The sequence below is a fragment of the Martinezella hainanensis genome (genome assembly GCF_900094555.1).
Classification (GTDB): domain Bacteria; phylum Pseudomonadota; class Alphaproteobacteria; order Rhizobiales; family Rhizobiaceae; genus Rhizobium; species Rhizobium hainanense.
Window position 1 is genome coordinate 311,480 of record NZ_FMAC01000006.1, and the last position, 25,795, is coordinate 337,274.

The following is a 25,795-nucleotide window of genomic DNA, read 5'->3' on the forward strand; positions in this document are numbered from 1 at the left end:
TTCTCCGGATACATTATCGCTGATCTTAGCGCGCTCGCAGGCGCCGCACGGCATAGTCGCCCGCAAACTGCACCAGACAGACCATGGCAATAAGCACGACGATGACCACCGCCATAACGGTGGTATCGAAGCGCTGATAACCATAGCGGATCGCCATGTCGCCGAGACCGCCGGCACCGACCGCACCCGCCATGGCCGAGGCGCCGATCATGCTGACGATGGTGATGGTGAAGCCACCGACTATGCTGGGAAGCGCTTCAGGCAGAAGCACATGGCGCACGATGTGCCGGCGGCGGCAGCCGATCGCCTGCGCCGCCTCGATGAGCCCGCCGTCGACCTCACGAAGGCTGACTTCGGCAATGCGCGCAAAAAACGGTGTTGCGCTGATGGAGAGCGGCACGACGGCGGCCCACACACCGATCGTCGTGCCGGTGAGCAGTCGCGTCAATGGCAACAACGCCACCAGGAGGACGATGAATGGGGTCGCGCGAAAGCCGTTGATGACGGCAGCGAGAATGCCATGTAGCCGCGGTGCATGAATGAGGCCACCGGGCGCCGAAAGCACCAGGAAGACGGCAAGAGGAATACCGGCGGCAAATGCGATCAGAGCGGAAACGCCGACCATCGCAATCGTATCAAGAAGCGCCTGCCACAGGCGCTCATACATCATGGTCGACATAACCCAATATCCTGGCTTGATGAGCAAGACCGGCAAATTGCGCAGGGAGCATCGTTTCACCCGCCACCCGGCGAGCTGCAATCAATAACCGGCCATGGACGCGACCTTGAATACGGTCGAGCGAACTCTGCAGCAATCGCACAGAAGCACCGGTCGCGCTGGCTATCCGAGACAGGTCCGGTTCCAACCCGTGCTCACCCGTATAGGCCAGTTCCAGAATGGTCTCCGAATGCTCGTCGCGCGGCGAAGATCGCAGATGCTTGGCGATATCCTCCGGGATATCGCGGTTGAGTGGTCGCAGCTGTGCCTGGGTGGCTGGATGCTGCGGATTGCCGAAAATGCGCCAAACCGGCCCAGCTTCAGCAATCTCACCTTGCTCCAGAACGAGCACGTGATCACAGATCTCACGGATGACGCTCATTTCATGGGTGATGAGAATGATGGTCAGCTTGAGACTGCGGTTGATGTCCTTCAGCAGGCCGAGAATGGAGAGCGTCGTCTCGGGATCGAGCGCCGAGGTCGCCTCATCGCAAAGGAGGATTTCGGGCCGATGCACGAGTGCGCGCGCAATACCGACACGCTGCTTTTGACCGCCCGAGAGGCGCGATGGATAGGCACGCTCCTTACCCTCCAGACCCACCAGCGACAGGACTTCGGCGACCCTCTCTTCGATCTGGCGGCGCGGCACGCCGGCGACGATCAGCGGCAGAGCCACATTCCCCCAGACAGTCTTGGCGGAGAGAAGATTGAAATGCTGGAAAATCATGCCGATGCGCCGCCGCAATGCGACCAGTGCATCTTCATCGAGTACCGAAATGTCCTGCCCGTCGACCAGGACCCTTCCGCCAGTCGGTTTTTCCAGGCGATTTATGGTCCGCAGCAAGCTCGATTTGCCAGCACCGCTTCGTCCGATGATGCCATAGATCGCCCCGGCAGGCACATCGAGACTGATGCCCCTGAGGGCGTGGACCGGGCCGGCCAGCGACGAATAGACCTTCTCCACACCTTCGAAGGCGACCGAGCCCGCGGAAGAGCCCGGACGCGGCTCGTCACCGACGACCGCGGCGCGCTGCGATGCGTGGCCGCCACTCGGCACCGCACTAGGCTCCAGGTCCCGCCTTACCCGTTCGATCAGTTCAGCCATGGGAGCGTATAAAGCTTCTGATCGTTGGCGAATGCCTTGCCAATTGCCGCGCGGACGGCCGGCGAATTCTGGTAAATCGCCACGAGCTGCTTAATCCCCGGATCATCTGCCTTCTGCTTCTGCACCGCGAAGATGATGGCAAATTGCTTGTCGTCGACACCGGAATAAATAAGGCCCGAGCTGGGATCGAAGGCCTTGGACGCGACAATGAAGTGCGGATAGCCCTGTGCCAAATCCACATCGCCGGTCACGCGCGCCAGCTGCGGTCCCTCGACCTCGTTGAAGGTCAACTTCTTCGGGTTGTCGACGATGTCGTCGAGCGTGCCCTTGAAGCCAACGCCATCCTTGAGCTTGATGAGGCCCGCCTTCTGCAGCAGGAGCAGCCCGCGCCCCTGATTGACGGGGTCATTGGCGATCGCGACCTTTCCGTTTTCCGGCACATCGGCAAAATTCTTGTGCTTCAGCGAATAGATGCCAATATTGGCAAGAACGCCGATGCCAGCGCTGACAAAATCATAGCCCCGTTCTTTGATTGCATTGTTCAGGAATGGTTGGTGCTGGAAATAGTTGACATCGATATCGCCAGATTGAAGCGCGATATTCGGCGTCGTCCAATCGCTGAATTCGACAACCTGGATATCCAGGCCCTTGGCCTTTGCCTCGGGGATCACCGCTTCGATGGAATCGGCATAGACGCCCGGCACCACGCCCACCTTGATCGTCTCCGCCTGCACGGCCCCTGTCGCTGCAAGAAGAATTGCGGAAATAAGACCTGCAATACGAATTTTCATGTCATCCCCTCGGTTCAATGACATGGGAAGATAAAGATGACAAATTTTATAGGCAAAGACGGAAATACTCGCCGGCCGGCTCAAATGGAATATTTTTTCCCGGACCCGCCCGATACGCCATCATGTCTTTCAGGCGATAGGCGTTCCCTGATGAAAGACAATTTTCCACCCGTCAGTGGTTCGCCGCCAGATGGTCGAACGGCGTGTAACACGTTGCGGCTCGCCCAGGGTGTAGGAGAGCAGGAATAGGCTTTCTGCAAAAGCCATAATAGAGAGATCCCGACAGGGCCAGTCGTGGGGTTCCGGTCCGCTCTCATAACGCTCCAAAAGCGTTTCAATCACAAAGGCGCGCGGAAAGCTCTTTCAAAGTGTGGTCCAATTGCAAATTGCTCATCTCCACATCATCCCGCGACAGAGTCAGCACCACAATTTAAAAGGAGCTGTTGGCTCCTGGATGATCGGGCACATCCTTCAGGCTCGTTGCGACGGGTCTGGCGCTGCGAGACCTATACGCCACTGATAAGGCGGAGGTGTGCCCATCCTGCGGATGGCGGAGGCCCTGTTCGGCCTGCCGTCCGGCGAAGCAAGCTATGGTTTTTTCACAGGTGAGATCGTCATCCTGCCCTGCGTGGTGGGAGACGATATCGGGACTGCGCCCAAAGGGCTGCTCAGCTGGCGGCAAGACGGTATCTCCGGCCTGGAGGATGCCGGTCCGATGCGGTTTCGCTATGCCCAATCGGACTATTTCGCCCAGACGAAGAGCCAGATCGGCCTTGTGTCGGCGGCGTCCGACCAGGGCGCCGCTCATGCGAGGCTGGAAGCGCGATCGATCGGCGAAAACGAAGCACTCATAGACATCGTCGTGACATTGGGCGAGAAGTTTCGGATCGATCTCGGGCAGGCCCTGCGCGGCCACCGCTTCGCTTATCGCCCGGCGGTTGAAACCTATGCCGTTCGCTTCGCCGAGCTCAGTGACGAAGCGCCGGTCACGCACCCGCTCTCGGACCTGTTGTCGCTTCCCGAGATCGCAACGGCCGACAGCGGAATCCATATTATCCAATTCCCGGACGATCCGCTTGCCAGCCTTGCGATCCTGGGCAAGATCTATCCGGAAAATACCATCATAAGGGGTGAAGCATCCTGGGACGAAGTGGGACGATCAGGCAAGAAATATGGCGCCCGCTTTGTTCTCCAGCATCGAAGCGCGCTCGAATCCCGATGATCGTCTCGGCAGCAAAGAGCAGAAGGAAGATGCCACGCAATGTTATAGGCTGATATCCGACGATACCCAAGCGTTCGCTTCAGCCGCGATTCCGACAATGTCGTATCGAGAACTTCCTGATCAAGGATTGGTCGCGGAGATCCTGACCGCAGCCCTTTATGGAACCGTTCCGCCTTCTGCCATAAAGTCTTGAGCGAGGCCAACGGCGCGGAGGCCCAAAAACAGCTTACAACGATGTTCCAATCCTATATTCCCGCGCAAAAGGCACGTGTTAGCCAGCCCGAGTAGTCAGCTCATTTGTGGACTGCGGCGAGGGTCGACGAGAAACCACTTGGTATCCACCTCAATCTGACTGCCGGAATCAAACTTCTGCCGTCTTACTCGCCTTGGCCAGAGACGCTACGACATCAAGCAGCATATTCGCTCCCGCCACCAGGTCTGTATCGTGCGTCTTTTCTTTCGGATTGTGGCTTACGCCTCCGATGCTGGGTACGAATATCATGGCTGAGGGAGCCATACGCGCGATCATCTGCGCATCGTGACCCGCGCCGGAGGTCATGCGTCTGCATGTATGACCTCGACGGCTTGCCGCGGCTTCGACCAATTCTACAATCTGCCGGTCAAACTTGACGGGCTCAAATCGGGCAAGGCGTTCGACCTCGATCAAAACGTCTTCGTCTCTGGCGACCTTTGCCAGGAACGCCTCCAGCGCCGCCTCCTCTTCCCTGAGGCGATCTTCGTCAGGATCACGGAGATCAACGGTGAAGACCGCGCGTGACGGAATGACGTTGATCGCATTCGGTTCGAAAGTCATGCACCCGACCGTCGCGACAGTGGGAGTGTTCGAGCTCAGGGCACGATCCCTGAGAAACGTGATCACGCGGGCTGCGGCGTGACCAGCATCGCGCCGCATGGAGATGGGAGTCGTTCCCGCATGATTCGCATCACCATTGACCGTCACACGCTGCCAGGAGATTCCCTGCAGGTTTTCGACGGCACCGATCTGTATTCCTTCACGCTCGAGTACCGGACCTTGCTCGATATGAAGCTCAATGTAAGCATGGGGTTGGATGAACCCTGGTTCCATGTCTCCATCGTAGCCGATACGGCGAAGCTCGTTACCCAAGATGGCGCCGTCGATACCCGTGGTGGCAAGGGCAACGTCCACATCAAGACCTCCCGCGTAGACGAGCGAGCCCATCATATCCGGTGCAAATCGCACACCTTCCTCATTGGTGAATGCTGCGACAGCGATAGGGCAATCCGGCCGAAGCCCGCTCTCTTTCAGCGTCGCGATGATTTCGAGACCCGCAAGCACGCCATAGCAGCCGTCATAGATGCCCGCATCGATGACGGTGTCGATATGAGACCCAAGCATGAGCGGTGCGTTGTCGGCGACACCTTCCGGCCGCCAGATGCCGAAGATATTGCCGATGCGGTCGACGGCCACCTCGATCCCGGTTTCCTTGAGCCATGCAACAAACTGATCGCGACCTAGCTTTTCGGCATCCGATGCCGCGAGACGGACAAGCCTGCCATCTGCGCCGCGTCCGATCTCGCCGAGTCTCTGAAGTCGGCCGAGAAGGCGCTCGTCATTGACGGAAAGACTGTTCATCGGGGTATGGCTCCTTGTGGCTGAAATTGCATCTTCCTGTTGGCGCCATAATAATTCGGAGCGCTGTAAATTTGCGCTGATTTTTCAAGGTCGGCTTGCAACTTTGTATCGTCAGACCTCCAATCGCGAACTTTTGATGCGTCGGATCGTCGTCAACCCAATGGGATTGACAGCCCCACTTTGACGCGATCCATCGCCACGAATGTCCGGAAATGCTTCACGTTGTTGTTCTGGAAGAAAAGGCGCCGGGTCAAAGCTTCATAGTCGCTCATCGATCTCACCGAGATCACCAGCATGAAGTCTGCCTCTCCCGTGACATAGTAGCATTGCTGCACCTCAGGCGCCGCCACGAACGAGCGCTTCGCCATTTCGTAAAGGTCGGTCCTTTCGCTCTCCATCGCGACCTGCGCGAAGAGAATGATCGGCTGCCCCACCTTCGCCGGATCGACGATGGACACGTTTGCCTGAATGACACCCGTATCCTCGAGCCGCTTGATCCTGCGCTGCACCGCGGGGGCGGAAAGGTTTACCAGTTCCGCGATCTTGCGTTGGGACATCTTATTGTCGCGCTGGAGAAGATTGAGGATCGCCTTATCCGTCCGATCAAGCGTGATTTCATCGTCTGTGGAATTTTCGCTCATTTCGACCCCATTTAAGTAGGCATTTCATCAGAAACAGGCGCAAGTTTAAGCGCAAATTCGATCTCGAATGCAATATATATTCATTAACATTTTCCTGACGAGTGGACTGAGAGATGCTTCTGCTGAACGAAAACGCAGACTACCGGACGAAGTTGGATCCGATCGACGCGGAAACCTTGAGCCTTGCTGCTGCATTGGAGGTCGAACGCTTCCTCAACCATCGGGAAGGACACAAGGAGACGCCGCTGGTGGCGCTCCCCGGGCTGGCACGAGAGCTTGGTGTCGCCTCGATCCACATCAAGGACGAAGGTCACCGCCTGGGACTCGGGAGTTTCAAGGCACTCGGCGGCTCCTATGCGGTCATCCGTCTTGTCCTCGAAGAGGCTGCACGCGAATTCGGCAGGGACGTGGATATTTCGGAGCTGCATACTCCTGAAGTCAGAGCGGTCGCGCGCAAGCTTACGGTAGCCTGCGCAACAGACGGCAACCATGGAAGATCCGTGGCTCAGGGTGCCCAGCTTGTCGGTGCAAACTGTGCGATCTTTGTCCATTCCGGTGTCAGCGCCGAGCGCATAGCAGCCATCGCTCGTTTCGGAGCAAAGATCATCAGCGTTGATGGAAACTACGACGGCTCCGTCGCCGAGGCATCTCGCGTCGCTGCCGCTGAAGGATGGCAGACGGTCTCCGATACCTCCTGGCCTGGTTACGAAAGAATCCCCGGTTTCGTCATGCAGGGTTACACGGCCCTTCTAAGGGAAGTCGTCCGGCAGATACCGCAACCCCCGACGCATGTCTTCGTCCAATCGGGCGTGGGTGGCATCGCCGCAGCCGTCGCCGGTTACTTCACGCTCCTTTACGGCGACGACCGCCCCATCCTCACAGTTGTCGATCCGTCTCGTGCGGCATGCCTGGTCGAGAGCGCCCGGGCTGGAAAGGCCGTCAAGATCCAGCATGGCGAACCGACGGTCATGGCGATGCTTGAGTGCTATGAGCCGTCGCTTGTCGCCTGGAGAATCCTTTCCCGCTGTGCCGACGCCTTCATGACCGTCGATGAAGACGACGCTATCGGCGCAATGCGCCGGCTCGCCGACCCGGAAGCCGGAGATCCAGCAATCGTCTCGGGCGAAAGCGGCGGTGTCGGCCTTGCCGCCCTCATCAAGGTGTCGGCAGAACAGGATCTGCGCTCCAAGCTCAAGCTCGGCAAGGACAGCCGCGTGCTGCTGATCAATACAGAAGGTGCGACCGATCCCGCGCTCTACGAAAAGCTTGTTGGGGCGTCACCGGAAAATGTGGCCGCCCGGTCCAACACTCAGATGGCAGGAGCACGGGGATGACTGATCTACAGAAGCTCCACGAAGAGATGACCGGATGGAGGCATGACATCCATCAACACCCGGAGTTCGGGTTCGAAGAGAAGCGCACGTCCGCATTCGTCGCATCGAAGCTTCGTGAATTCGGACTCGACGTTGCGGAGGGTCTCGGAGGAACGGGCGTTGTTGGAACATTGACGCGTGGGACCAGCAATCGGTCAATCGCGCTCCGTGCAGATATGGACGCCCTGCGCATAACCGAGCAAAGCGATTTGCCCTACAGATCTGTCAATCCGGGCGTGATGCACGCCTGCGGCCATGATGGTCATACGACCATGCTGTTGGGTGCTGCCAAGTATCTGGCCTCAGAAGGCGGTTTCGACGGCACGGTCCGCTTTATCTTCCAGCCCGCCGAAGAATGGGGCAGAGGCGCGCTCTCGATGCTCGAAGATGGATTGATGGACCGCTTTCCATTTGAGGAAATCTACGGGATCCACAACATGCCCGGCGTTCCGGTCGGCGTGCTGCAGACCAAGCCGGGCGCGATGATGTCGGCCGAGGACAACTTCGAGATCGTTCTTCACGGTGTCGGAGGCCATGCCGCCCGTCCCCACTGGGGCAATGAGGTGCTGGTAGCTGCGTGTGCGATAGTTACGAACCTTCAGACGATCGTCTCGCGAAGGATCAGCCCGACGGATATTGCGGTGGTCTCCGTGACCGAACTCCTCACGGACGGCACGCGAAACGCACTCCCGGGCATGGCACGGATCCTCGGGGACGCCCGAAGCTTCAAGCCCGAAATCAGCCAGTCAATCGAGAGGCAGATGCGTATCATCGCGGAGGCCACTGCGGCGGCCTACAATGTGACCGCGGACGTTAAATACACGCGTGAATTCGTTCCGCTCATCAACGATACAGAACTGGTGCAGGAGGTGTTTGCGGCTGCGAGAACCATCCTTCCCGCGGATAATGTCATTGAGGTCGCAGAGCCTGTCACTTCCTCCGAAGATTTTGCGCATTTTCTGAGCCACGTACCCGGTTGCTTTATGAATCTTGGCAACGGTGAAACGTCCGCTCCCCTTCACAATCCCAACTTCGACTTCAATGACGCAGGACTTATCCATGGCGTCAGAACCCATGTCGCGATCGTGCGACGTCGCCTTCCCGAGGTTCCTACGTCGGAGGACGCAAATCTCCGGCTCTCGTGAACAGCAACAGGAGAGCCGAGCGAAAAGCTCTGATCTAACTCACTGTCTAAACATTCAAAAAAGGGGAATGACGATGAAGAAGCTACTTTTGGCTGCGACGATGCTTGTTGCGATCGGTACGCCGGCTTTCGCTGACATGACGATCGGCTGGGGTGGGCCGATCACGGGCGGCAGTGCCGCGGTCGGCGAACAAAACCTCAATGGCGTGAAGCAGGCAATCGAGGACATCAACGCATCGGGCGGCATCCTCGGCGAGAAGCTTGTCCTTCAAGTCGAAGACGACGCGGGCGATCCAAAGCAGGCTGTCTCCGTTGCCAATCGTCTTGCTGCAGCCGGGGCTCAGTTCGTAATCGGCCATCAGAACTCCGGGGCATCCATCCCGGCATCGGATATCTATGCCGAAAATGGCATGCTGCAGGTTACTCCTGCTTCCACGAATCCAAAGTTCACAGAGCGAGGTCTCTGGAACACGTTCCGCACCTGCGGCCGGGACGATCAGCAAGGTACGGTCGCCGGAAACTATCTGACCCAACACTTTGCCGGGAAGAATGTCTTCCTCGTCCACGACAAGACTCCTTACGGACAGGGTCTCGTCGAAGAGGTTAAAAAGACAATCAACACGGGCGGCCTGACCGAAGTTGGCTTCGAAGGAATCAACGTCGGCGAGAAGGACTTTTCAGCCCTGATCGCGAAAATTAAAGAAACCAAAGCCGACGTGATCTATTTCGGCGGGGTCTATACCGAAGGCGGACTCATTCTGCGCCAGTTGCACGATCAAGGCATCAAAATTGCGATGGTCGGTGGCGACGCGATGTTTTCCACGGAATTCGCGGCAATCACCGGCCCTGCTGGCGAAGGTACCCTGATTACATTTGGTCCGGACGCCAGCAAGAACCCGGCTGCGGCGGACGTTCTTAAGAAGTTTGCCGAGAAGAAGATCAATCCCGAAGGCTTTACGCTGTATGGATATGCAGCCATGCAGGTCATCAAGGCCGGTATAGAGGCTGCCGGCAAGGCCGATCCTCAGACTGTCGCCGACAAACTTCATAGCGGCATGTCGATCAACACCGTTATCGGCCCGCTTGCCTACACTCAAAAGGGCGATATCACTCGCCTTGATTTCGTCCTTTACGAACTCAAGAACGGCAAGTTCGAGGAACAAGCGACGAAGTAACGCTTCGCTCCGGCTCATCGGCTGTGTCTGGCGCGCATGTCAGTAACCATGCACGCCAGACACAGCCCTATCATCGCTGACATCGATAAAAAATCGAACCCTATCCAGGGCAGTGGCAGTGCATGCTTTTCTTCCGGGAGGACACCTTGGAATACTTCATTCAACAGCTCTTCAACGGGCTGACCCTCGGGTCGATCTATGGCCTCATCGCCATCGGATATACGATGGTCTACGGCATCATCGGTATGATCAACTTCGCCCATGGCGACATCTTCATGCTCGGTGGTTTTGCCGCGATGATCGTCTTCCTCGTGCTCACTTCGGTTTTCGCAGGCCTGCCGGTAGCAGTCGTGCTGCTGGCGATGCTCGTGGTCGCGATGCTCACAACCAGCCTCTGGAACTGGACGATCGAGCGCGTCGCCTATCGACCGCTTCGAGGATCGTTTCGGCTGGCTCCGCTCATCACCGCAATCGGCATGTCGATCGTCGTCTCGAACTTCATCCAGGTCGTGCAAGGGCCGCGCAACAAGCCGATCCCGCAGCTTATTGGCGATGTCTACCATATCGGCGCGATCACCGTATCACTGAAGCAGATCATTATCATCGCCCTGACCTCGCTGCTTCTCGTCGTCTTCTGGTACATCGTCAACAAGACTGCACTCGGCCGCGCTCAACGCGCCACCGAACAGGATCGCAAGATGGCGGCACTTCTCGGAATCGACGTTGACCGCACGATCTCCGTCACCTTCATCATGGGCGCGGCACTCGCTGCCGTCGGCGGCACGATGTTTCTGGTTTACTATGGTGTGGCCAATTTCACCGACGGCTTTGTTCCAGGCGTGAAAGCATTCACGGCCGCCGTCCTGGGTGGCATCGGCTCGCTACCGGGCGCGGTCCTCGGTGGCCTCCTGATCGGCCTCATCGAGTCTCTTTGGTCGGCCTATTTCACAATCGACTACAAAGATGTCGCGACATTCGCAATCCTGGCTTTCGTCCTGATCTTCAAGCCGACCGGCATCTTGGGGCGGCCGGAAGTCGAGAAGGTATAAGGTCATGCAACACACATTGCGCCCCACCACCATCAAGCGCAGCGACGGGCTCGTATTAAGAGGCATCCGTGAGGGTGTCTTCGCTGGCCTCATCTCGCTCGGGCTCTTTGTCCTCTACATTGGCCTTGGCACCCAGCAGAACATGAGCAACCAGTTGATCCTTGTCCAACGTTGGGGTCTTCTTGGGATATTCGTCGCGGTCGCCGCAGTCGGTCGCTTCGCCATGGTTGCTTTCATCCAGCCCAGCATCGACAAGCGGAAGTTGGCCAAGGCGAAACGCGACGAGCAGGAACTCTCAACGGGCCAGAGCTTCTTCCGGCAGCATTTCCTGAAGATCGCACTCGTTACACTTCTGCTCTACCCGATGGTTATCTACGCACTCGTCGGCGCTCAAGGCTCGTTGAAATGGGTCGACAACTTTGGAATACAGATCCTCATCTACGTCATGCTCGCCTGGGGCCTGAACATCGTCGTCGGTCTCGCGGGTTTGCTCGATCTCGGCTACGTCGCATTCTATGCTGTCGGCGCATATTCCTACGCCCTTCTTTCCAGCTACTTCGGCCTATCTTTCTGGCTGCTGCTGCCGCTCTCCGGAATCTTTGCTGCTCTCTGGGGTATGGCCCTTGGGTTTCCGGTGCTGCGTCTGCGCGGCGACTATCTGGCGATCGTGACACTTGCCTTCGGCGAGATCATCCGCCTCGTCCTCATGAACTGGACGGAGGTCACCAAGGGCACCTTCGGCGTCTCCGGCATTCCGAAGGCAACACTCTTTGGCATTCCTTTTGACGCCTCTGCGGGCGGATTTGCCAAGCTCCTCGGTCTGCCTATTTCGGCCGCCTACTACAAGATTTTTCTCTTCTATCTGATCCTAGCGCTTTGTCTTCTCACGGCTTACGTCACAATCCGGCTTCGTCGGATGCCCATCGGCCGCGCTTGGGAAGCGCTGCGCGAGGATGAGATCGCCTGTCGCTCGCTCGGCATCAACACGGTCACGACCAAGCTCACGGCTTTCGCAACCGGTGCGATGTTTGGCGGCTTTGCGGGGGCTTTCTTTGCAGCCCGCCAAGGCTTTGTCTCTCCCGAGTCCTTCGTATTCATGGAATCGGCGGTAATCCTGGCGATTGTCGTTCTCGGCGGCATGGGGTCGCTGACGGGCATCGCGATCGCCGCGATCGTCATGATCGGCGGTACGGAACTGCTCCGGGAAATGGCATTCCTGAAGGCCGTCTTCGGTCAGGACTTCACACCTGAGCTCTATCGCATGTTGCTCTTCGGTCTAGCCATGGTCATCGTCATGCTGTTCAAGCCTCGAGGGTTTGTCGGCTCGCGGGAACCAACCGCCTTCCTGAAGGAACGCAAGGCGGTGTCCGGAAGCTTTACCAAGGAAGGACACGGCTAATGTCGAGCGATACCCTGCTCAAGGTCGAGCACCTGTCGATGAGGTTTGGGGGACTGATGGCCATCAGCGACCTGTCCTTCGAGGCCCGACGTGGCGAAATCACAGCGCTGATCGGCCCAAATGGTGCGGGCAAGACCACCGTTTTCAACTGTATCACCGGATTCTACAAGCCGACGATGGGTATGATCACACTCACCCGGAAGACCGGCAAGCAGCATCTGCTGGAGCGGCTACCGGACTTTCGCATTACTCGTGAAGCCAAGGTCGCCCGTACTTTCCAGAATATTCGTCTATTCTCAGGCCTCACGGTTTTGGAAAATCTCTTGGTTGCTCAGCACAATGAACTGATGCGTGCCTCGGGATACACGATCCTCGGCCTGCTTGGGATTGGAGCCTACAATCGCGCGTCTGCGGCCGCCATCGAGCGCGCCAAGCATTGGCTGGAAAGGGCCGATCTCATCGATCGTGCCGATGATCCCGCGGGCGATCTATCGTACGGCGCTCAGCGCCGCCTGGAAATTGCCCGCGCTATGTGCACAGGCCCAGAACTGCTCTGCCTGGACGAGCCGGCCGCAGGCCTGAACCCTCGAGAATCCCTGGCTCTCAATGGGCTGCTGCAGGGCATTCGCGCCGAGACGGGCACATCATTTCTGCTCATCGAGCATGACATGTCGGTTGTCATGGAAATTTCCGACCACGTCGTCGTTCTCGAATACGGTCAGAAGATCTCCGACGGCACGCCTGAGCATGTGAAAAACGACCCAAAGGTCATCGCAGCCTATCTGGGGGTCGAGGACGAAGAAGTCGAAGCGGTTATTGCGACTGTAGAAGGGGGCATACTTTGATGGCCGGGAAACAGCTTCTCAAGATTCAGGGGGTCGAAACATATTATGGCAACATTCGCGCCCTGGCGGGGGTCGATGTCGAGGTCCGTGAAGGCGAGATCGTCAGCCTGATCGGCGCGAACGGAGCAGGCAAGTCGACACTGATGATGACGATCTGCGGCAGTCCACATGCGCGCAGCGGGTCGATCGTGTTCAACGGCACAGACATCACGCACATGCCGACGCATGAGATCGCCCGTCTCCGGATCAGCCAGTCACCGGAAGGCCGCCGCATTTTCCCACGGATGACTGTGACTGAGAACCTGCAGATGGGAGCCGGGCTCGACAATCTCAAATTCTTCAGGGAGGACGTCGCAAGGGTATTTGCGATATTCCCGCGCCTGAAGGAGCGTCAGCACCAGCGGGCGGGAACCATGTCAGGCGGCGAGTTGCAGATGCTTTCGATCGCCCGCGCGTTGATGGCGCGACCGAAGCTCCTGCTTCTCGACGAACCGTCGCTCGGTCTCGCACCGCTTATCGTCAAGGGCATTTTCGAGCAAATCAAGAAGCTCAACGAACAGGAGGGCCTGACAGTCTTCCTCGTCGAGCAGAATGCGTTTGCAGCCCTCAAGCTTTCACATCGCGCCTACGTCATGGTGAATGGCAAGGTCACGATGAGCGGTTCGGGCAAAGATCTTCTCGCCGATCCGGAAGTTCGCGCAGCCTACCTTGAAGGCGGACGGCACTAGGAAAGAGACAAGGATACGGACATGCAAGGACTATTCTTCGAACCGGACGCAGGCGTCCATCTGATCATCCGCGGCTTTGTCGTTCTCCTCGGCTTGTGGACGGCCTGGCGCGCTGGCAAGGCGGTGGCGGACGCTTGGAGCAGCTATCCTCTTGTACTCTGCCACACCTTTCTCATCGCCTGGGTAATGCAATTCCTCCATCACGCGCTGTTCAGCGGCCCGATGCTCAGCGTATCTTTTTACTTCATTGATTTTGCACTGCTGCTCGTTTTCTCGACGGCGGGATTCCGATTCCGTCGCACCAGCCAGATAGTCAACAATTACTATTGGCTGTACGAAAAGACATCTGCCTTTTCATGGCGCGCCAAGGTCTAAGTACCTTCAAATGGAAGCAGCGACGTAGAGTTGTTGCTTTCCATACGTTCTAAGAGAGACTCATCAATGACATTCGATCAAGTTCTTCTTGCTGCCGCCGCATTCGGTGCAGGAGTCCTCAATTCGATCGCCGGAGGTGGAACATTCCTGACCTTCCCGGCTTTGGTCTATACCGGCGTGCCTGTCGTTGCGGCCAACGCCACGAGCGCTGTCGCGGTGTTCCCCGGGTATCTGGGCGCGATTGGTGGTTTTCGCAAGGAGATTACGCAATTCGAGCGGAGCAGGTTGATGAAAATTACTTTGCTGACGATAGTGGGAGGACTCGTTGGATCTCTGCTGCTCCTGGTGTCCTCAAACCAGGCTTTCTCCGTTGTGGTTCCTTTTCTTCTGGCCATGGCGACCCTGGCTTTCACTTTCGGCGGCCATATCAGACGATGGTTGGCAGATCACAGCGACAGTTATTCCAACAGCCCGCTGAGTATAGTGTTCGTCGCGGTCTATGGCGGCTATTTCAATGGTGGACTCGGGATCGTACTGCTCGCGCTATTCTCGCTCTGGGGAATGCGTGATCTGAACCTGATGAATGGGCTAAAGAACCTTGTCTCCTTCATCATATCGGCAATCTCGGTGGCGACGTTCGCCGCGGCGGGGATTGTCGCCTGGCAGCCGGCGATTTTGATGGCAGTCGCGGCAGCAATTGGCGGCTACATGGGTGCCCCGCTCGCAAGGGTTCTCCCGGTCACCGTTGTCCGGACCATCGTGATCTTGGTTGGATCCGTTCTCAGCGTCGTTTTCTTCCACCGGGCGTTCTTCGCGATCGGATAGGAGAAACATGGATCCACCGTGCCAACACTCACGTCGCAATCGCGATCTCGTCATTGGCTCAAGCCAGCAGCGCGGCTTCCTTCATTCAATCATATCCCCATGTCCGATTCCACCAGCACTCAGGTGGCAGAAAATCTTCCCATAGCGGCGAAGATGAGCGGAATGCGGATACCGACCACAGATCGAAATTTCCAATATCCTAAGCCACTGCTTGCGCCCCGGTGATCTCAACCAGAGAGCCGCAGATGAAGGCAGCCTCGTCTGACGCCAGGAATGCAACCAATGCGGCGACTTCCTCGGGCTTGCCTATGCGCCCAAAGGGCACGAGCTTATCCAGGTCCGCAATCGTGCGGCCAGACCGCCTTATGCCCGCTTCCAGCATTGGCGTGTGGATTTCGCCTGGGCAAACTGCATTGACCCGGACCTTGTCTGGCGCATAGTCGCGAGCCAGATTCTGGGTGAATGCCGCAACGGCTGCCTTCGTCGTGTTGTAGGCAATGTGGTTCGGTGCTGGATAGAGCCCCCATTGCGAAGCCGTGTTGACGATCGCCCCGCCCCCGCCCGCAATCATGTGCGGAAGTACGGCACGGCATAGGTGGAACATCGAATCGAGATTGACGGTGAAGCTGATGTCCCAATCCTCATCCGACAAGGACAGCAGATTGCCGCGTCGGTTGATGCCGGCATTGTTCACGAGGATATCGACACGATCCTGCAAGCCAAACGCCTGCTCCACGAGATTGAAGCACGCGTCCTTCCTTGCAATATCCGCCGCAATCATCGTCGCAGCGCCTCCGTCGGCCTTGATACCGTTAACGACCTGATTAGCGGCGTCGGCGTTCACGTCCGTCACGATGACGAGTGCCCCTTCGCTTGACAAGCGCCTGGCGATGGCCGAGCCGATCCCTCCGCCTGCTCCCGTAACGATCGCAACCTTGCCCTCAAAACGTTTCATAGGAATCATCTCCATTTATCGAATATAGCTTCCGCCGTTGACATCGAGCGTCGCCCCGTTCAGCGATGCCTGGCTCGGGCGCAGGACGAATGCGACGAGTTCAGCCACTTCCGACGGCGTGGCCATTTCGCCGATCGGAATATCCGCAACGGCGGCGGCCTTCCCGTGCGCGGCGATAAAATCTTCCGCCATCTCCGTACGCACCCAGCCGGGAGCGATCGCGACCGCGGTCACGCCTTCACCGCCGAAACTGCGAGCGATCGACTTCGTCAGATTGACGAGTGCCGCCTTGGTCGCCCCATAGGGCATCGCATCGGCTGCGTAACCGCGCTGTCCGGCCCGGCTGGCGATGTTGACGATACGGCCACCGCCATTTGCCCTGAAGTGAAGGATCGCCTCCTTGCAAAGGTCGGCTGCACCGAAAAAATTGATCTGAAACTCCCTCTGCCACGCCGCTCGCCAATCGGCCTGCGAGGCATTGATGGACACCTCCGTCCGAATGCCGGCATTGTTGACGAGCCCGTTCACACGTCGGGCAAGATCGACCGCCCCTCGCCAGAGTTCGAACGCCCCTTCCGCCGCAGAGAGATCGGCCTGGAGGATCCAGCCGTGACCGCCGATGCGCGCCAGCAAGGCTTCCGCCCCTGCCTTGTCTCGGCCGAAGTGAATGATCGGTCTTGCGCCTTCTGCAGCAAGCCGCTCGACAATCGCGGCACCTATTCCGCCGGATGCCCCGGTAACCAATACGGTCTGTCCTTCAAGTGATCTCTCCATGATTGCCTCTCACCGCAACAGGTCGACCTGCGGTCCCCATGTATCGGAGAGCGCGAAGCCGGCCACGAATGGATCGTCTTCCGAAAGGCGCAGTTGCGAGCGGCCATAGACATAGCCGCGACCGGTGATGCGGGGAAGAATTGCCTTGCGGCCGCCGACCTGCGTTTCGCCGATCACCTCGGCCATGAACTCCCCTCCAATGATCGAACGCGATGTGCGGATATCTCCGACCGAGACGACGCCTCTCGCATAGAGGGCGGCAAGATTGGCGGAGCTACCGGTCCCGCAGGGCGAGCGATCGACGCGGCCGGGCTGCAGCGTCGTGCAGGTTCGAACGGCCCTGTCTGGCTCCAGGTCACGGAACATGACATAGGCAATCTCGGTGATACCCGGCAGCGTCGGGTGAGCGACCTTGATCTGCTCCCCCACCAGGCGCTTCAGCTCGATGCCGGCTTCAGCCAGCGCGCGCGCATTTCCCGGTTCTATTTTGAGCCCGATCTGGTTCACATCGACCAGCGCATAGTAAACGCCGCCGAAGGCGACATCGATCTTGATCCGTCCCCAGGCAGGCGTTTCGATGTCGTGGTCGAGCAATTCCGCGAAACTTGGCACATTGTCGAGGCTCACGCCGACACAACGGCCGCTCTCGCACCATGCGCGGGCGACGATCAGACCGGCCGGGGTGTCCAGCCGAACCACGGTTTCCGGCTCGCGCATCGATATACGGCCGCTTTCCAGAAGAGCCGTGACCACACAGATGCAGTTGCTGCCTGACATGGGATGCGCACGGTCGGCCTGCAGCACAATGAATCCGGCGTCGGCGTCGGCGCGCGTCGGAGCGACGAGCAGGTTGACGGACATGGCGACATTGGCGCGCGGCTCGAAAGTGACGAAACGCCTGAGACTATCGTCGACCGTATTGATGTGGTTCATCTTGTCGAGCATCGTTCCGCCGGGAATGTCAGGAGCACCGTCAACAAGGACGTGGCCAAGCTCGCCCTGGCAGTGAACGAGCAGCAATTCGAGAGATCTGTCGAAACGCATCCGATCGCGCCTTTACTTGATGTACCAGCCCCAAGGCTTGTCGGTGACATATTTGGTGATCTGCTTGGTCTCGAGATAGTTTTCGAGACCCCAGCGGCCGAGCTCGCGGCCAATCCCGGATTCCTTGTAGCCACCCCATGGCGCCTCGGTGAAGGTGGGCTGGGAACAATTGATCCAGACGATGCCTGCCCGGAAGGCTGCCGCGACGCGCTCGGCACGAGCGTCATCCTTCGACATGACGGCGGCAGCCAGACCGAAACGGGAATCGTTTGCAAGCTCGATCGCTTCCTCTTCGGTCTCGAAGGGCCGGATGCACAAGACGGGGCCGAATATCTCCTCAACCCAGGCGTCGCTGTCGAGCGGAACATCCGTCAATATTGTCGGGCGAAGATAATAACCTTTGTCGAACCCTTCCGGCCGCGTTCCACCGCATGCGACAGTCGCTCCTGCCCTCCGAGCGCTCTCGATCGCGGCAATGACCTGCTCGTACTGACGCTTGGAAACCAGCGGCCCCAGCAGGGTACCCTCTTCCAGGCCGTTTCCGATCTTGATCTTATTCGTTTCCTCGATCAGGCGCGCAAGAAGGCGCTGGTAAATGGCTTTCTGCACGAGAACGCGCGACGTTGCCGAGCAAACCTGGCCCTGGTTCCAGAAGATGCCGAACATGATCCATTCCACCGCCTCGTCGATATCGGCATCTTCGAACACGACGAATGGCGACTTGCCGCCGAGCTCAAGGCTCACTCGCTTGATGTCACGGGCAGCCGCAGCCATGATCTTGGAGCCAACGGGGCCTGAGCCGGTGAACGCCAGCTTGTCGACGCCCTTGTGGTCGATGATGGCCTGTCCGGCGATCGAACCAGAGCCGGTAAGGATGTTCAGGACACCCGGAGGTAGCCCAGCCTCATCGGCGATGGCGGCGAGCTCCAACGCGGTCAGCGACGTCAGCTCGGCGGGCTTGAGAACGACCGTGCAGCCCGCGGCCAGAGCGGGAGCAACCTTCCAGGCGGCCATCAGCAACGGATAGTTCCAGGGAATGATCGCACCCGCAACGCCGATGGGCTCCTTGACTGCCTTGGACGCAAAGCGGTCGTCGGCGAGCGTGATGATTTCCTCCGGATTGTTATCGAGCTGCTCGGCAAGGCCGGCATAGAAGTCGAAGCATCCTGCCGCATCGGCGATATCCCAGTCGGCCTCTGGGAAGGGTTTGCCGTTATCCAGAACCTCCAGTCGGGCGATGTCGGCCTGGCGGGCGCGAATACCACTGGCGATAGCCCTGAGATATTGTGCACGTCGGGCACCGGAGAGCTTCGGCCATCCATCCTTGTCGAAGGCACGGCGAGCGGCCTTCACAGCGGCATCGACATCCTCGGCGGTCGCTGCGGCGATCGTCTGCATGACCTCTTCGGTGGCCGGGTTGACGACGTCGCACGTGCCACCCTTGATCGGCTTCACCCATCGTCCGTCGATATAGAGTTCGCTTCGCATGTTCTTCCCTCTTTCCTTGCCGTGGCCGCCTGGCTCAAAACCGGTCGACGCGATAGGGTTTCATGTCCACGGGTGGTTCGACGCCCGTGATGAGGTCGGCCATCAACCGGCCGGTGGTTGCTGCATAGGTCAAGCCGAGATGTCCGTGACCTGTGGCGTACCAGACGTTCCTGCGCTTGGCCGACCGCCCCATGACCGGAACCGTGTCAGGCAGAGCCGGGCGGTGTCCCATCCATTCACTCGTCTGCTCGGTTCTCAGCTCGGGCAGTGCCTCCTTGGCGCGTCTGACCAGCACCTTGGCGCGGCGATAATCCGGCGGCGCGTCGAGGCCTGCCATCTCCACCGTGCCGCCAACGCGTATCCCGCCGGCCGTCGGCGTCACCATGAAGGCGCGCGCCGGCCATATGATCGAATGACGCATGGAGATGTGCGGCGCCATGATCTGCGTGTGATAACCTCGCTCCGTCTCGAGCGGGATCGGTTCTTTCAGCATGGCGGACAGGCGGGCGGTGAAGGCGCCGGCTGCGAGCACGAAACTGCCTGCTTCGATCCTGCGCCCGTCTTTCGTTCTGAGCGCTTTAACACCTGTATCTGCCTGCTCGAAACCCACAACTTCGCCCTCTTCGATGCGCCCACCGAGGACCTGGAATTTTTCCGACAGGGCAACGACCAGTTCGTGAGGATCGGCAATCGAGCGGTTGTCGGGAAAAAGCGCGGCCTTGCCGATCTTCGTGGTCAGCGCCGGTTCGAGATCGCGGATGGCATTACCGCCAAGGATTTCGTGCCGGAAGCCAAAGCGTTCGAGCATTTCGATATGCTCGCGGTCGGCCCGAAACTCGGCCTCATCGCTATAGAGGCTGAGACATCCCTCCGCACTCAGCATGTGCTGAAGGCCAGTCGTCTTGAGGAGCGCCTCCAGATCCTCGTGGGCGCGCGTGCACAACGTCGCGCCGGCTTCTTCAAGCTCCCTCAACTTCGATGGACGGCTTGCAGCCAGGAAGCGTAGAAACCAGGGAATCAGCCGCGGCACATAGGAGGGCCGGATGCGAACAGGCCCTTCGGGATCAAGAAGCCATTTGGGCATCTGTGCCCAGATACCGGGACGCGAGGCCGGCATGAATTCCGTCACGGCAATGCTCGCCATGTTGCCATAGGATGCGCCTCTGCCCGGGCTGTCCTTATCGATGATCGTCACGCTCGCGCCGCAACGCTGGAGCTGGTAGGCGATGGCGGTGCCGATGATGCCCGCGCCGACGACCACCAAAGGCGTCTTATTTTCGCTCATATTCGTTCCAGACCCGTGCGCTTCAAACCGTCGTCATCCATGTGTCGGCTACGGTGAACCCCTGCTGGTACGGATCGGTCGGATCCAAACCCATCTGATAAAGACCGGTGATCCATGCCTGTCCGGCGATCGCCGGTATGACGGCGTTATATTTTCCGACCTTGGCGAGTCCGTCGATGGTGCAGGTAAAACGACTGCCGGTAATCGATTCATGGATGAGGGTCTCGCCTGGCGCGATCAGACCTTTGGCATGCAACAGGGCAAGGCGCGCCGAAGAACCGGTGCCGCATGGGGAGCGATCACAACGGCCAGGGGAGACAACCACGCAATTCTTCGAGACGAGTGCATCGTTTTCCCGGCGAATAGGTCCCATAAACTCGGTATTGGTAATGCCGGGGATCGCCGGGTTTTCCGGATGCTCCACCGCAAGCTGCTCGGCTGCGGCAAATTTGAGCTTCTGCCCGACCTCACAAAGGTCCCGCGCCTCCGATGGATCGATCGAAAATCCAAGAGCGGCGGCATCGACCATCGCATAGGTCATTCCGCCGTAGACGATGTCCACACGAACCGTTCCGAAGCCCTCGACCTCGATACTGCTGCCAAGGTGGTAGCAGAAAGCGGGTTGGTTCACGAGCCTGACGCTCGTGACTTTACCATCCGCACATTCGCACCGAACTCTGATGAGGCCGGCCGGCGATTCCAGAACCAGGTGCGTCACCGGCTCCTGCATCGGAAGGATGCCGGTCTCAAGCAGAACGGTCGCTACGCACATGGTGTTCGAACCCGACATCGCCGGATATTCGGTGGTTTCAAGGATCACATAGCCGAAGTCCGCTTCGGGATGATTGGAGGGCAGAACAATATTCGCATTGTGCCAGACGGCGCCACGCGGTTCGAAAAGAACAATCTTGCGGATATCGTCCATATGGGTCTCGAGATGGACCCGCTTGTCAAACATGGTCTTGCCGGGCACTTGGCCGACACCGCCCACGATCACCTTGCCGCTCTCGCCTTCCGCATGGCAGTCGACGACGGACAGCACTTTTTTGAACCGCATAGTCCAATCCTCCTCACTGTTTCGGCCAAACCAAATTCGTTTTGGCTCCGGCCGCCGAAGCGGTCAGAGCTCCCAGCCAAAAATCAGGCCCTCACCAGTTGAGAATTGGCTGCATGGCAGCCCTGAACTCAGCCTTCTCCTCGACCGTCAGTTCGCCGAGGGGTGCGCGGCCGTTGCCGACGGCCAAGCCTTGAAGTTCGCAGCCATATTTGACCTTCTGAACGAACTTGCCGCTCTCGAGGATGTTCATCGCGCGATAGAGCACGATCATCTTCTCCCGTGCGGTCGCGAGATCACCCGAGCGAAAGGTTCGATCAAGATCGACACAGGCCTTCGCCATGCAATTGGCGGGTCCGCAGATCCAGGCATCAGCGCCCCAGAACATGAAGTCGAGAGCGATGTCGTCCGAGCCGGAGATCAGGTCGATGCGGCCCTTGTAACGGGAATGGATGTCGATCGCACGCTGGAGGGAGCCGGAGCTTTCCTTGATGCCCAGGACACGGGGATCGTCCGCGAGCGCATCGAGGATATCAAAGCCTATCTCGACGCCGTCCTTGTAAGGATAGCTATAGAGCACGAGATTGATACCGGTCGCATCGAGCACATTGCGAAAATGAGCGAGCAATTCGTCCTGCGTCGGGCGTGTATAGAAAGGTGTCGCCAGCAGGACGGTATCGTAACCGATCTCCTTGGCCCGAAGCGTATTTTCAATGACCTCGCGGCTTGCAGGCGCGTTCGTGCCGGCGATCAGGGCTTCGCCTTCCCTGGCAAAATCCTTGACGAACCTCAAGACGTCGTCACGCTCCTCGTTCGACAGCGCGGAATATTCACCGGTCGATCCCATGGGGACCCACCCGGTCACTCCGGCGGCACGCAGCGCCGTGAGATGCCGTTCGAAGGCTTTGAAATCGACCTTGCCGTTCGCGTCGAAGGGGGTGATGAGCGCAGGCATGACGCCGGACAGTTTCATGGAGGTCTCCTGTATGTGAAGCGATTGCGTTTAGATGGCGAGTTTCTTCAGGATGCGCGCCTCGATGAGAGAGACGGCTCGCGTCAGCGGAAATGCGATGACGAAATAGATCAGGGCGACGACCGTCAGCACCTCGACGGGCCTTGCCGTGTTATTCGAGATGTTTTGGCCGACGAACATGAGGTCCGCCATCCCGACGGCGGAAACCAGGGCGCTCTCCTTGAACAGGCTGACGCAGTTCGACAGCAGCGTCGGAATCGCACGCAACACGGCCTGCGGCAGCACGACATTGACCACCTGGATATTGCGCGGAAGTCCAAGCGCAACGCAGGCGTCCAGTTGCTCAGGTCCGATCGATTTCAGGCTCGCCCGGAAGGTCTCGCTGGTGATCGCCCCCATGTAGAGGGTTAGCGCAATCACACCCGATGCAAGGTTCGACAGTTCGACACCAAGCAGCAAAGGTAGGCAAAAGAAGATCCAGAAGAGCTGAATGAGTACCGGCGTACCACGGAAGAACTCGACATAGACGCTGGAGACAGCTCTTAGCGCCACATTGCTGGAGGTTCTGGCAAGACCCACCAGAAAGCCGAGAGAGCATCCGAGCGCGATGCAGATGACTGTCAATTTGACGGTCATCCAAAGGCCGAGCAAAAGCGCGTGCTCGAAGCGGAGAAGAATCGAGAAGTCGAGCGTCATCCTGGCCTCCTAGCTGACGAGAAGCAGCCGGCGGCGTTCCAGGAAGCCGACGATCTGCGTGATCGGAAAGGAGACGACGAAATAGATCAGCGCCACGACCGTGAATGTTTCGATCGGCCGGTATGTTTCGGTCGCAAGCGTCTTTCCCTGGTACATGAGATCCTGGATCGCCACGATCGCAACCAGCGCACTCTGCTGGAAAATGACGATGCCGTTCGTCAGCAAAACGGGGATGGAAGCGCGAAATGCCGTCGGGAAAACGATGTAGAATACCCGCTGCAGCGGCGACAGGCCGAGCGCGATACCGGCGTCGAGCTGCTCGCGCGGAACTGCCTGGATCGCCGCGCGATAGGCTTCGGCATTGAAGGCCATGAGGTTCAGCCCGAGCGCCATCACACCCATTGTGATCGGGTCGAGAAAGACGTCGAAGATCATCGGAACGCAGTAGAAGATCCAGACGATCTGAATGATGGCGGGCGTGCAGCGGAAAAATTCGACGAACAGCATGAACGGCAGACGGACTAGCCGGTAAGGACTCATGATCAAAAGAGCGAGCACAAATCCCAGACCAATGCCGATGACATTGGCTGCCGCCGTCAGCTCCAGAGACACCCATAACCCCTTGAGCAGCGGCGCGATCGAGACTGCGTTGAAGTCGAAAGTGTAACTCACGCAACCGCCCCCTGCTGCTTGATGTGGAACACGCGGTCGATGAATTCCTTGGTGCGCTCTTCCCTGGGAGAGCCGAGCACCTGTTCGGGAGGGCCATCCTCGACGACGACTCCACCGGCGCAAAAGATCACGCGCGAGGCAATATTCTTCGCAAACCACATGTCGTGGGTGACGATCATCATTGGCATGTTCTGCGATGCCAATTGGAGGATCACCTGCTCCACCTCGCTGACAAGCTCAGGGTCGAGTGCCGAAGTCACCTCGTCGAAAAGCATCAGCTTGGGATCCAGCATCAAGGCGCGGGCAATCGCGACGCGCTGCTTCTGACCGCCGGAAAGCTGGGCGGGGTACGCATTGGCCTTCGCACCAAGTCCGAACCGCTCAAGAAAGTTTTGGGCACGAGCCATAGCCTTCGATTTTGCCTCGCCGCGTACCTTGCAGGGCGCAAGGATGAGGTTCTGGATGACATTCAGGTGCGGAAAGAGCGTGTAGTGCTGAAAGACCATGCCGATTGATCGGCGGACTTCGGTATCGATGAGGGTCTTCTTGCCAAGGCCTTGAGACGATATATAGGCCTTCCCATCAAAGCCGATCGACCCGCTATCTATCTGCTCAAGGCCCATCATTACCCTGAGCAGCGTGCTCTTGCCGCCGCCGCTCGGGCCGATGACAACGACGCGTTCGCCAGGTTTCATTTCGATGTCGATGCCTTTCAGCACCTGGATGGCTCCGTTGCCATAGCTCTTGTGGAGCGCCTGCATTTTGACGAGGGGAAGGCTGAAGGACATGGTCATGGCCGATCTCGGTTTGTCTGAAAAGCGAGAGAATGCGTCGGCGGCTAGGCGCCGACGCCGGACGGGACTTATTTTGCGCCCTTGAGGACTTCATCGACGGCCTTGTGGATCAGCTCGTCGACATGGCCGGTCGCGACCTTCTCTTCGAGAAAGATGTTCACGACTTCGACGTCTGAAGCCGACATATTATGCGGCAGACCGAAGGATACGCCTTGCTTGGCAAGGGCGGGCTTCGGGTTCAGGGCGATGGCCCAATCGGGATTTGCCTGGGTCAGAAGCTGGTTGGTATCGGAGGCGTCGACCAGGATGTCGGCCCGCTTCGAGGTAAGCGCCAGGCGTGTCTCGTCATTGCCTGGAAGCCGCATGATCGTGGCATTCTTCACGGCTGCGGAGATTGCCTTGTCCTGGGCAGTTCCAGACATGACGGCGATCGTCACGCCAGCCTTGTCGAGATCGGCCACCGAGGTTGCCGTCGCCGGGATTTTCGGATTGTTTCTATTGTAGGCAAGCGAGATTTGATACTCCATCGCGGGGATGGAGAACTGGACGGCCATGGCGCGGGTCGGCGTCCGGTTCAGTGCCAGCGAAACGTCCCATTTTCCGGCCTGAAGGCCGGCAACGATATTGTCCCAAGTCGTATCGACGAATTGCGGCTTCACCTTGAGAACGTCGGCGAATTCCTTGCAAAGATCGGCAAAGAAGCCCGAATACTCGCCCGTTGCCGGGTCGCGCATGACATAAGGCGGCGCCACGGCCGCGCCACACCTCAAAACCCCTGCCTTCTGCACGCCCTGCCAATAGCCGTCGGCGGTCTGAGCGTGAGCGGTGGTGGCGGAAAGACCCCCCATCAGGGCGAGCGCAGGCAACGCCCGCAAGGCGGACGTGATCAACTTCGAAAGCATCGGCATTCCTCTTTTGCTGTGCGCGAAGCGCGGTTCCACTCGTCGGCTTTAGCCGTTTCTTTGTGTTTTTTGTCGGCTGCGTGTCGACTGACAAATTTATGTCAACAGCGTGTCGACAAAGTCAAGCGGAAATTTTACATTGCCGACACGCTG

26 protein-coding genes are annotated in these 25,795 nt (G+C 58.6%); 10 read left to right on the forward strand and 16 right to left on the reverse strand.

Features of this window, described 5'->3' with window-relative positions:
* Window positions 1-25: 25 nt before the first annotated feature.
* The 3 genes from GA0061100_RS20535 to GA0061100_RS20545 are packed head-to-tail and all read right to left on the reverse strand — an operon-like array spanning window position 26 to window position 2,614.
* Window positions 26-679, reverse strand: a complete 654-nt coding sequence (locus tag GA0061100_RS20535) for a methionine ABC transporter permease (RefSeq protein ID WP_075854581.1) — start codon at window positions 677-679, stop codon at window positions 26-28.
* Window positions 660-1,823, reverse strand: a complete 1,164-nt coding sequence (locus GA0061100_RS20540; RefSeq protein ID WP_075854582.1) for a methionine ABC transporter ATP-binding protein — start codon at window positions 1,821-1,823, stop codon at window positions 660-662. The genes GA0061100_RS20535 and GA0061100_RS20540 overlap by 20 nt, the downstream gene beginning before the upstream one ends.
* A complete protein-coding gene (locus GA0061100_RS20545; protein WP_075854583.1) occupies window positions 1,811-2,614 on the reverse strand; it encodes a MetQ/NlpA family ABC transporter substrate-binding protein in 804 nt (267 codons plus the stop codon). The genes GA0061100_RS20540 and GA0061100_RS20545 overlap by 13 nt, the downstream gene beginning before the upstream one ends.
* Before the next feature lie 532 nt (window positions 2,615-3,146).
* On the opposite strand from GA0061100_RS20545, the gene GA0061100_RS20555 reads away from it, so the two are divergent.
* Window positions 3,147-3,836, forward strand: coding sequence for a hypothetical protein (locus tag GA0061100_RS20555; protein ID WP_143525482.1), 690 nt, complete (start codon window positions 3,147-3,149; stop codon window positions 3,834-3,836).
* 361 nt (window positions 3,837-4,197) lie between these two features.
* Here GA0061100_RS20555 and GA0061100_RS20560 read toward each other — a convergent pair whose 3' ends face one another.
* A complete protein-coding gene (locus GA0061100_RS20560; protein ID WP_075854586.1) occupies window positions 4,198-5,451 on the reverse strand; it encodes a Zn-dependent hydrolase in 1,254 nt (417 codons plus the stop codon).
* 152 nt (window positions 5,452-5,603) lie between these two features.
* Window positions 5,604-6,092, reverse strand: coding sequence for an Lrp/AsnC family transcriptional regulator (locus GA0061100_RS20565; RefSeq protein WP_075854587.1), 489 nt, complete (start codon window positions 6,090-6,092; stop codon window positions 5,604-5,606).
* A 113-nt stretch (window positions 6,093-6,205) separates the two neighbouring features.
* Between GA0061100_RS20565 and GA0061100_RS20570 the strand changes: the two genes are divergently transcribed.
* From GA0061100_RS20570 to GA0061100_RS20610, 9 genes are all read left to right on the forward strand, one after another.
* Window positions 6,206-7,426 (forward strand): diaminopropionate ammonia-lyase, encoded by a 1,221-nt coding sequence (locus GA0061100_RS20570; protein WP_075854588.1) that lies wholly within the window; start codon window positions 6,206-6,208, stop codon window positions 7,424-7,426.
* Window positions 7,423-8,610 (forward strand): M20 aminoacylase family protein, encoded by a 1,188-nt coding sequence (locus GA0061100_RS20575; RefSeq protein ID WP_075854589.1) that lies wholly within the window; start codon window positions 7,423-7,425, stop codon window positions 8,608-8,610. Before GA0061100_RS20570 ends, GA0061100_RS20575 begins: the two co-directional genes overlap by 4 nt.
* Before the next feature lie 73 nt (window positions 8,611-8,683).
* Window positions 8,684-9,784, forward strand: a complete 1,101-nt coding sequence (locus tag GA0061100_RS20580; RefSeq protein WP_075854764.1) for a branched-chain amino acid ABC transporter substrate-binding protein — start codon at window positions 8,684-8,686, stop codon at window positions 9,782-9,784.
* A gap of 146 nt (window positions 9,785-9,930) precedes the next feature.
* On the forward strand, window positions 9,931-10,833 hold the full coding sequence (locus GA0061100_RS20585; protein WP_075854765.1) for a branched-chain amino acid ABC transporter permease: 903 nt from the start codon (window positions 9,931-9,933) through the stop codon (window positions 10,831-10,833).
* Window positions 10,834-10,837: 4 nt separating this feature from the next.
* Complete coding sequence (gene livM / locus GA0061100_RS20590) at window positions 10,838-12,232, forward strand: high-affinity branched-chain amino acid ABC transporter permease LivM (RefSeq protein WP_075854590.1); 1,395 nt, start codon at window positions 10,838-10,840, stop codon at window positions 12,230-12,232.
* Window positions 12,232-13,077 (forward strand): ABC transporter ATP-binding protein, encoded by an 846-nt coding sequence (locus GA0061100_RS20595; protein WP_075854591.1) that lies wholly within the window; start codon window positions 12,232-12,234, stop codon window positions 13,075-13,077. The genes livM and GA0061100_RS20595 overlap by 1 nt, the downstream gene beginning before the upstream one ends.
* Window positions 13,077-13,805 (forward strand): ABC transporter ATP-binding protein, encoded by a 729-nt coding sequence (locus tag GA0061100_RS20600; RefSeq protein ID WP_075854592.1) that lies wholly within the window; start codon window positions 13,077-13,079, stop codon window positions 13,803-13,805. Before GA0061100_RS20595 ends, GA0061100_RS20600 begins: the two co-directional genes overlap by 1 nt.
* A 21-nt stretch (window positions 13,806-13,826) precedes the next feature.
* Complete coding sequence (locus GA0061100_RS20605) at window positions 13,827-14,180, forward strand: DUF6867 family protein (RefSeq protein ID WP_075854593.1); 354 nt, start codon at window positions 13,827-13,829, stop codon at window positions 14,178-14,180.
* A 66-nt stretch (window positions 14,181-14,246) separates the two neighbouring features.
* A complete protein-coding gene (locus tag GA0061100_RS20610; RefSeq protein WP_075854594.1) occupies window positions 14,247-15,005 on the forward strand; it encodes a sulfite exporter TauE/SafE family protein in 759 nt (252 codons plus the stop codon).
* A gap of 199 nt (window positions 15,006-15,204) precedes the next feature.
* Here GA0061100_RS20610 and GA0061100_RS20615 read toward each other — a convergent pair whose 3' ends face one another.
* The 11 genes from GA0061100_RS20615 to GA0061100_RS20665 form a co-directional block, all read right to left on the reverse strand.
* Complete coding sequence (locus GA0061100_RS20615; RefSeq protein ID WP_075854595.1) at window positions 15,205-15,960, reverse strand: SDR family NAD(P)-dependent oxidoreductase; 756 nt, start codon at window positions 15,958-15,960, stop codon at window positions 15,205-15,207.
* 15 nt (window positions 15,961-15,975) lie between these two features.
* The gene (locus GA0061100_RS20620) at window positions 15,976-16,734 is read right to left on the reverse strand and encodes an SDR family NAD(P)-dependent oxidoreductase (protein ID WP_075854596.1); all 759 of its coding nucleotides are present in this window, start codon (window positions 16,732-16,734) and stop codon (window positions 15,976-15,978) included.
* A 9-nt stretch (window positions 16,735-16,743) separates the two neighbouring features.
* Window positions 16,744-17,778, reverse strand: a complete 1,035-nt coding sequence (locus tag GA0061100_RS20625) for a proline racemase family protein (RefSeq protein WP_075854597.1) — start codon at window positions 17,776-17,778, stop codon at window positions 16,744-16,746.
* Between the two features lie 12 nt (window positions 17,779-17,790).
* Window positions 17,791-19,266 carry an aldehyde dehydrogenase family protein gene (locus tag GA0061100_RS20630; RefSeq protein WP_075854598.1) on the reverse strand — a complete coding sequence of 492 codons (1,476 nt, stop codon included), beginning with the start codon at window positions 19,264-19,266 and terminating at the stop codon, window positions 17,791-17,793.
* A gap of 34 nt (window positions 19,267-19,300) precedes the next feature.
* The gene (locus tag GA0061100_RS20635; RefSeq protein ID WP_075854599.1) at window positions 19,301-20,551 is read right to left on the reverse strand and encodes an NAD(P)/FAD-dependent oxidoreductase; all 1,251 of its coding nucleotides are present in this window, start codon (window positions 20,549-20,551) and stop codon (window positions 19,301-19,303) included.
* A 22-nt stretch (window positions 20,552-20,573) separates the two neighbouring features.
* On the reverse strand, window positions 20,574-21,608 hold the full coding sequence (locus GA0061100_RS20640; RefSeq protein ID WP_075854600.1) for a proline racemase family protein: 1,035 nt from the start codon (window positions 21,606-21,608) through the stop codon (window positions 20,574-20,576).
* A gap of 91 nt (window positions 21,609-21,699) precedes the next feature.
* The gene (locus tag GA0061100_RS20645) at window positions 21,700-22,578 is read right to left on the reverse strand and encodes a dihydrodipicolinate synthase family protein (RefSeq protein ID WP_075854601.1); all 879 of its coding nucleotides are present in this window, start codon (window positions 22,576-22,578) and stop codon (window positions 21,700-21,702) included.
* Between the two features lie 30 nt (window positions 22,579-22,608).
* Window positions 22,609-23,274, reverse strand: a complete 666-nt coding sequence (locus GA0061100_RS20650) for an amino acid ABC transporter permease (RefSeq protein WP_075854602.1) — start codon at window positions 23,272-23,274, stop codon at window positions 22,609-22,611.
* 9 nt (window positions 23,275-23,283) lie between these two features.
* Window positions 23,284-23,946 carry an amino acid ABC transporter permease gene (locus GA0061100_RS20655; protein WP_075854603.1) on the reverse strand — a complete coding sequence of 221 codons (663 nt, stop codon included), beginning with the start codon at window positions 23,944-23,946 and terminating at the stop codon, window positions 23,284-23,286.
* Window positions 23,943-24,740, reverse strand: a complete 798-nt coding sequence (locus GA0061100_RS20660; protein WP_075854604.1) for an amino acid ABC transporter ATP-binding protein — start codon at window positions 24,738-24,740, stop codon at window positions 23,943-23,945. The genes GA0061100_RS20655 and GA0061100_RS20660 overlap by 4 nt, the downstream gene beginning before the upstream one ends.
* Before the next feature lie 68 nt (window positions 24,741-24,808).
* Window positions 24,809-25,642, reverse strand: coding sequence for a substrate-binding periplasmic protein (locus GA0061100_RS20665; protein ID WP_075854766.1), 834 nt, complete (start codon window positions 25,640-25,642; stop codon window positions 24,809-24,811).
* Window positions 25,643-25,795: the final 153 nt, after the last annotated feature.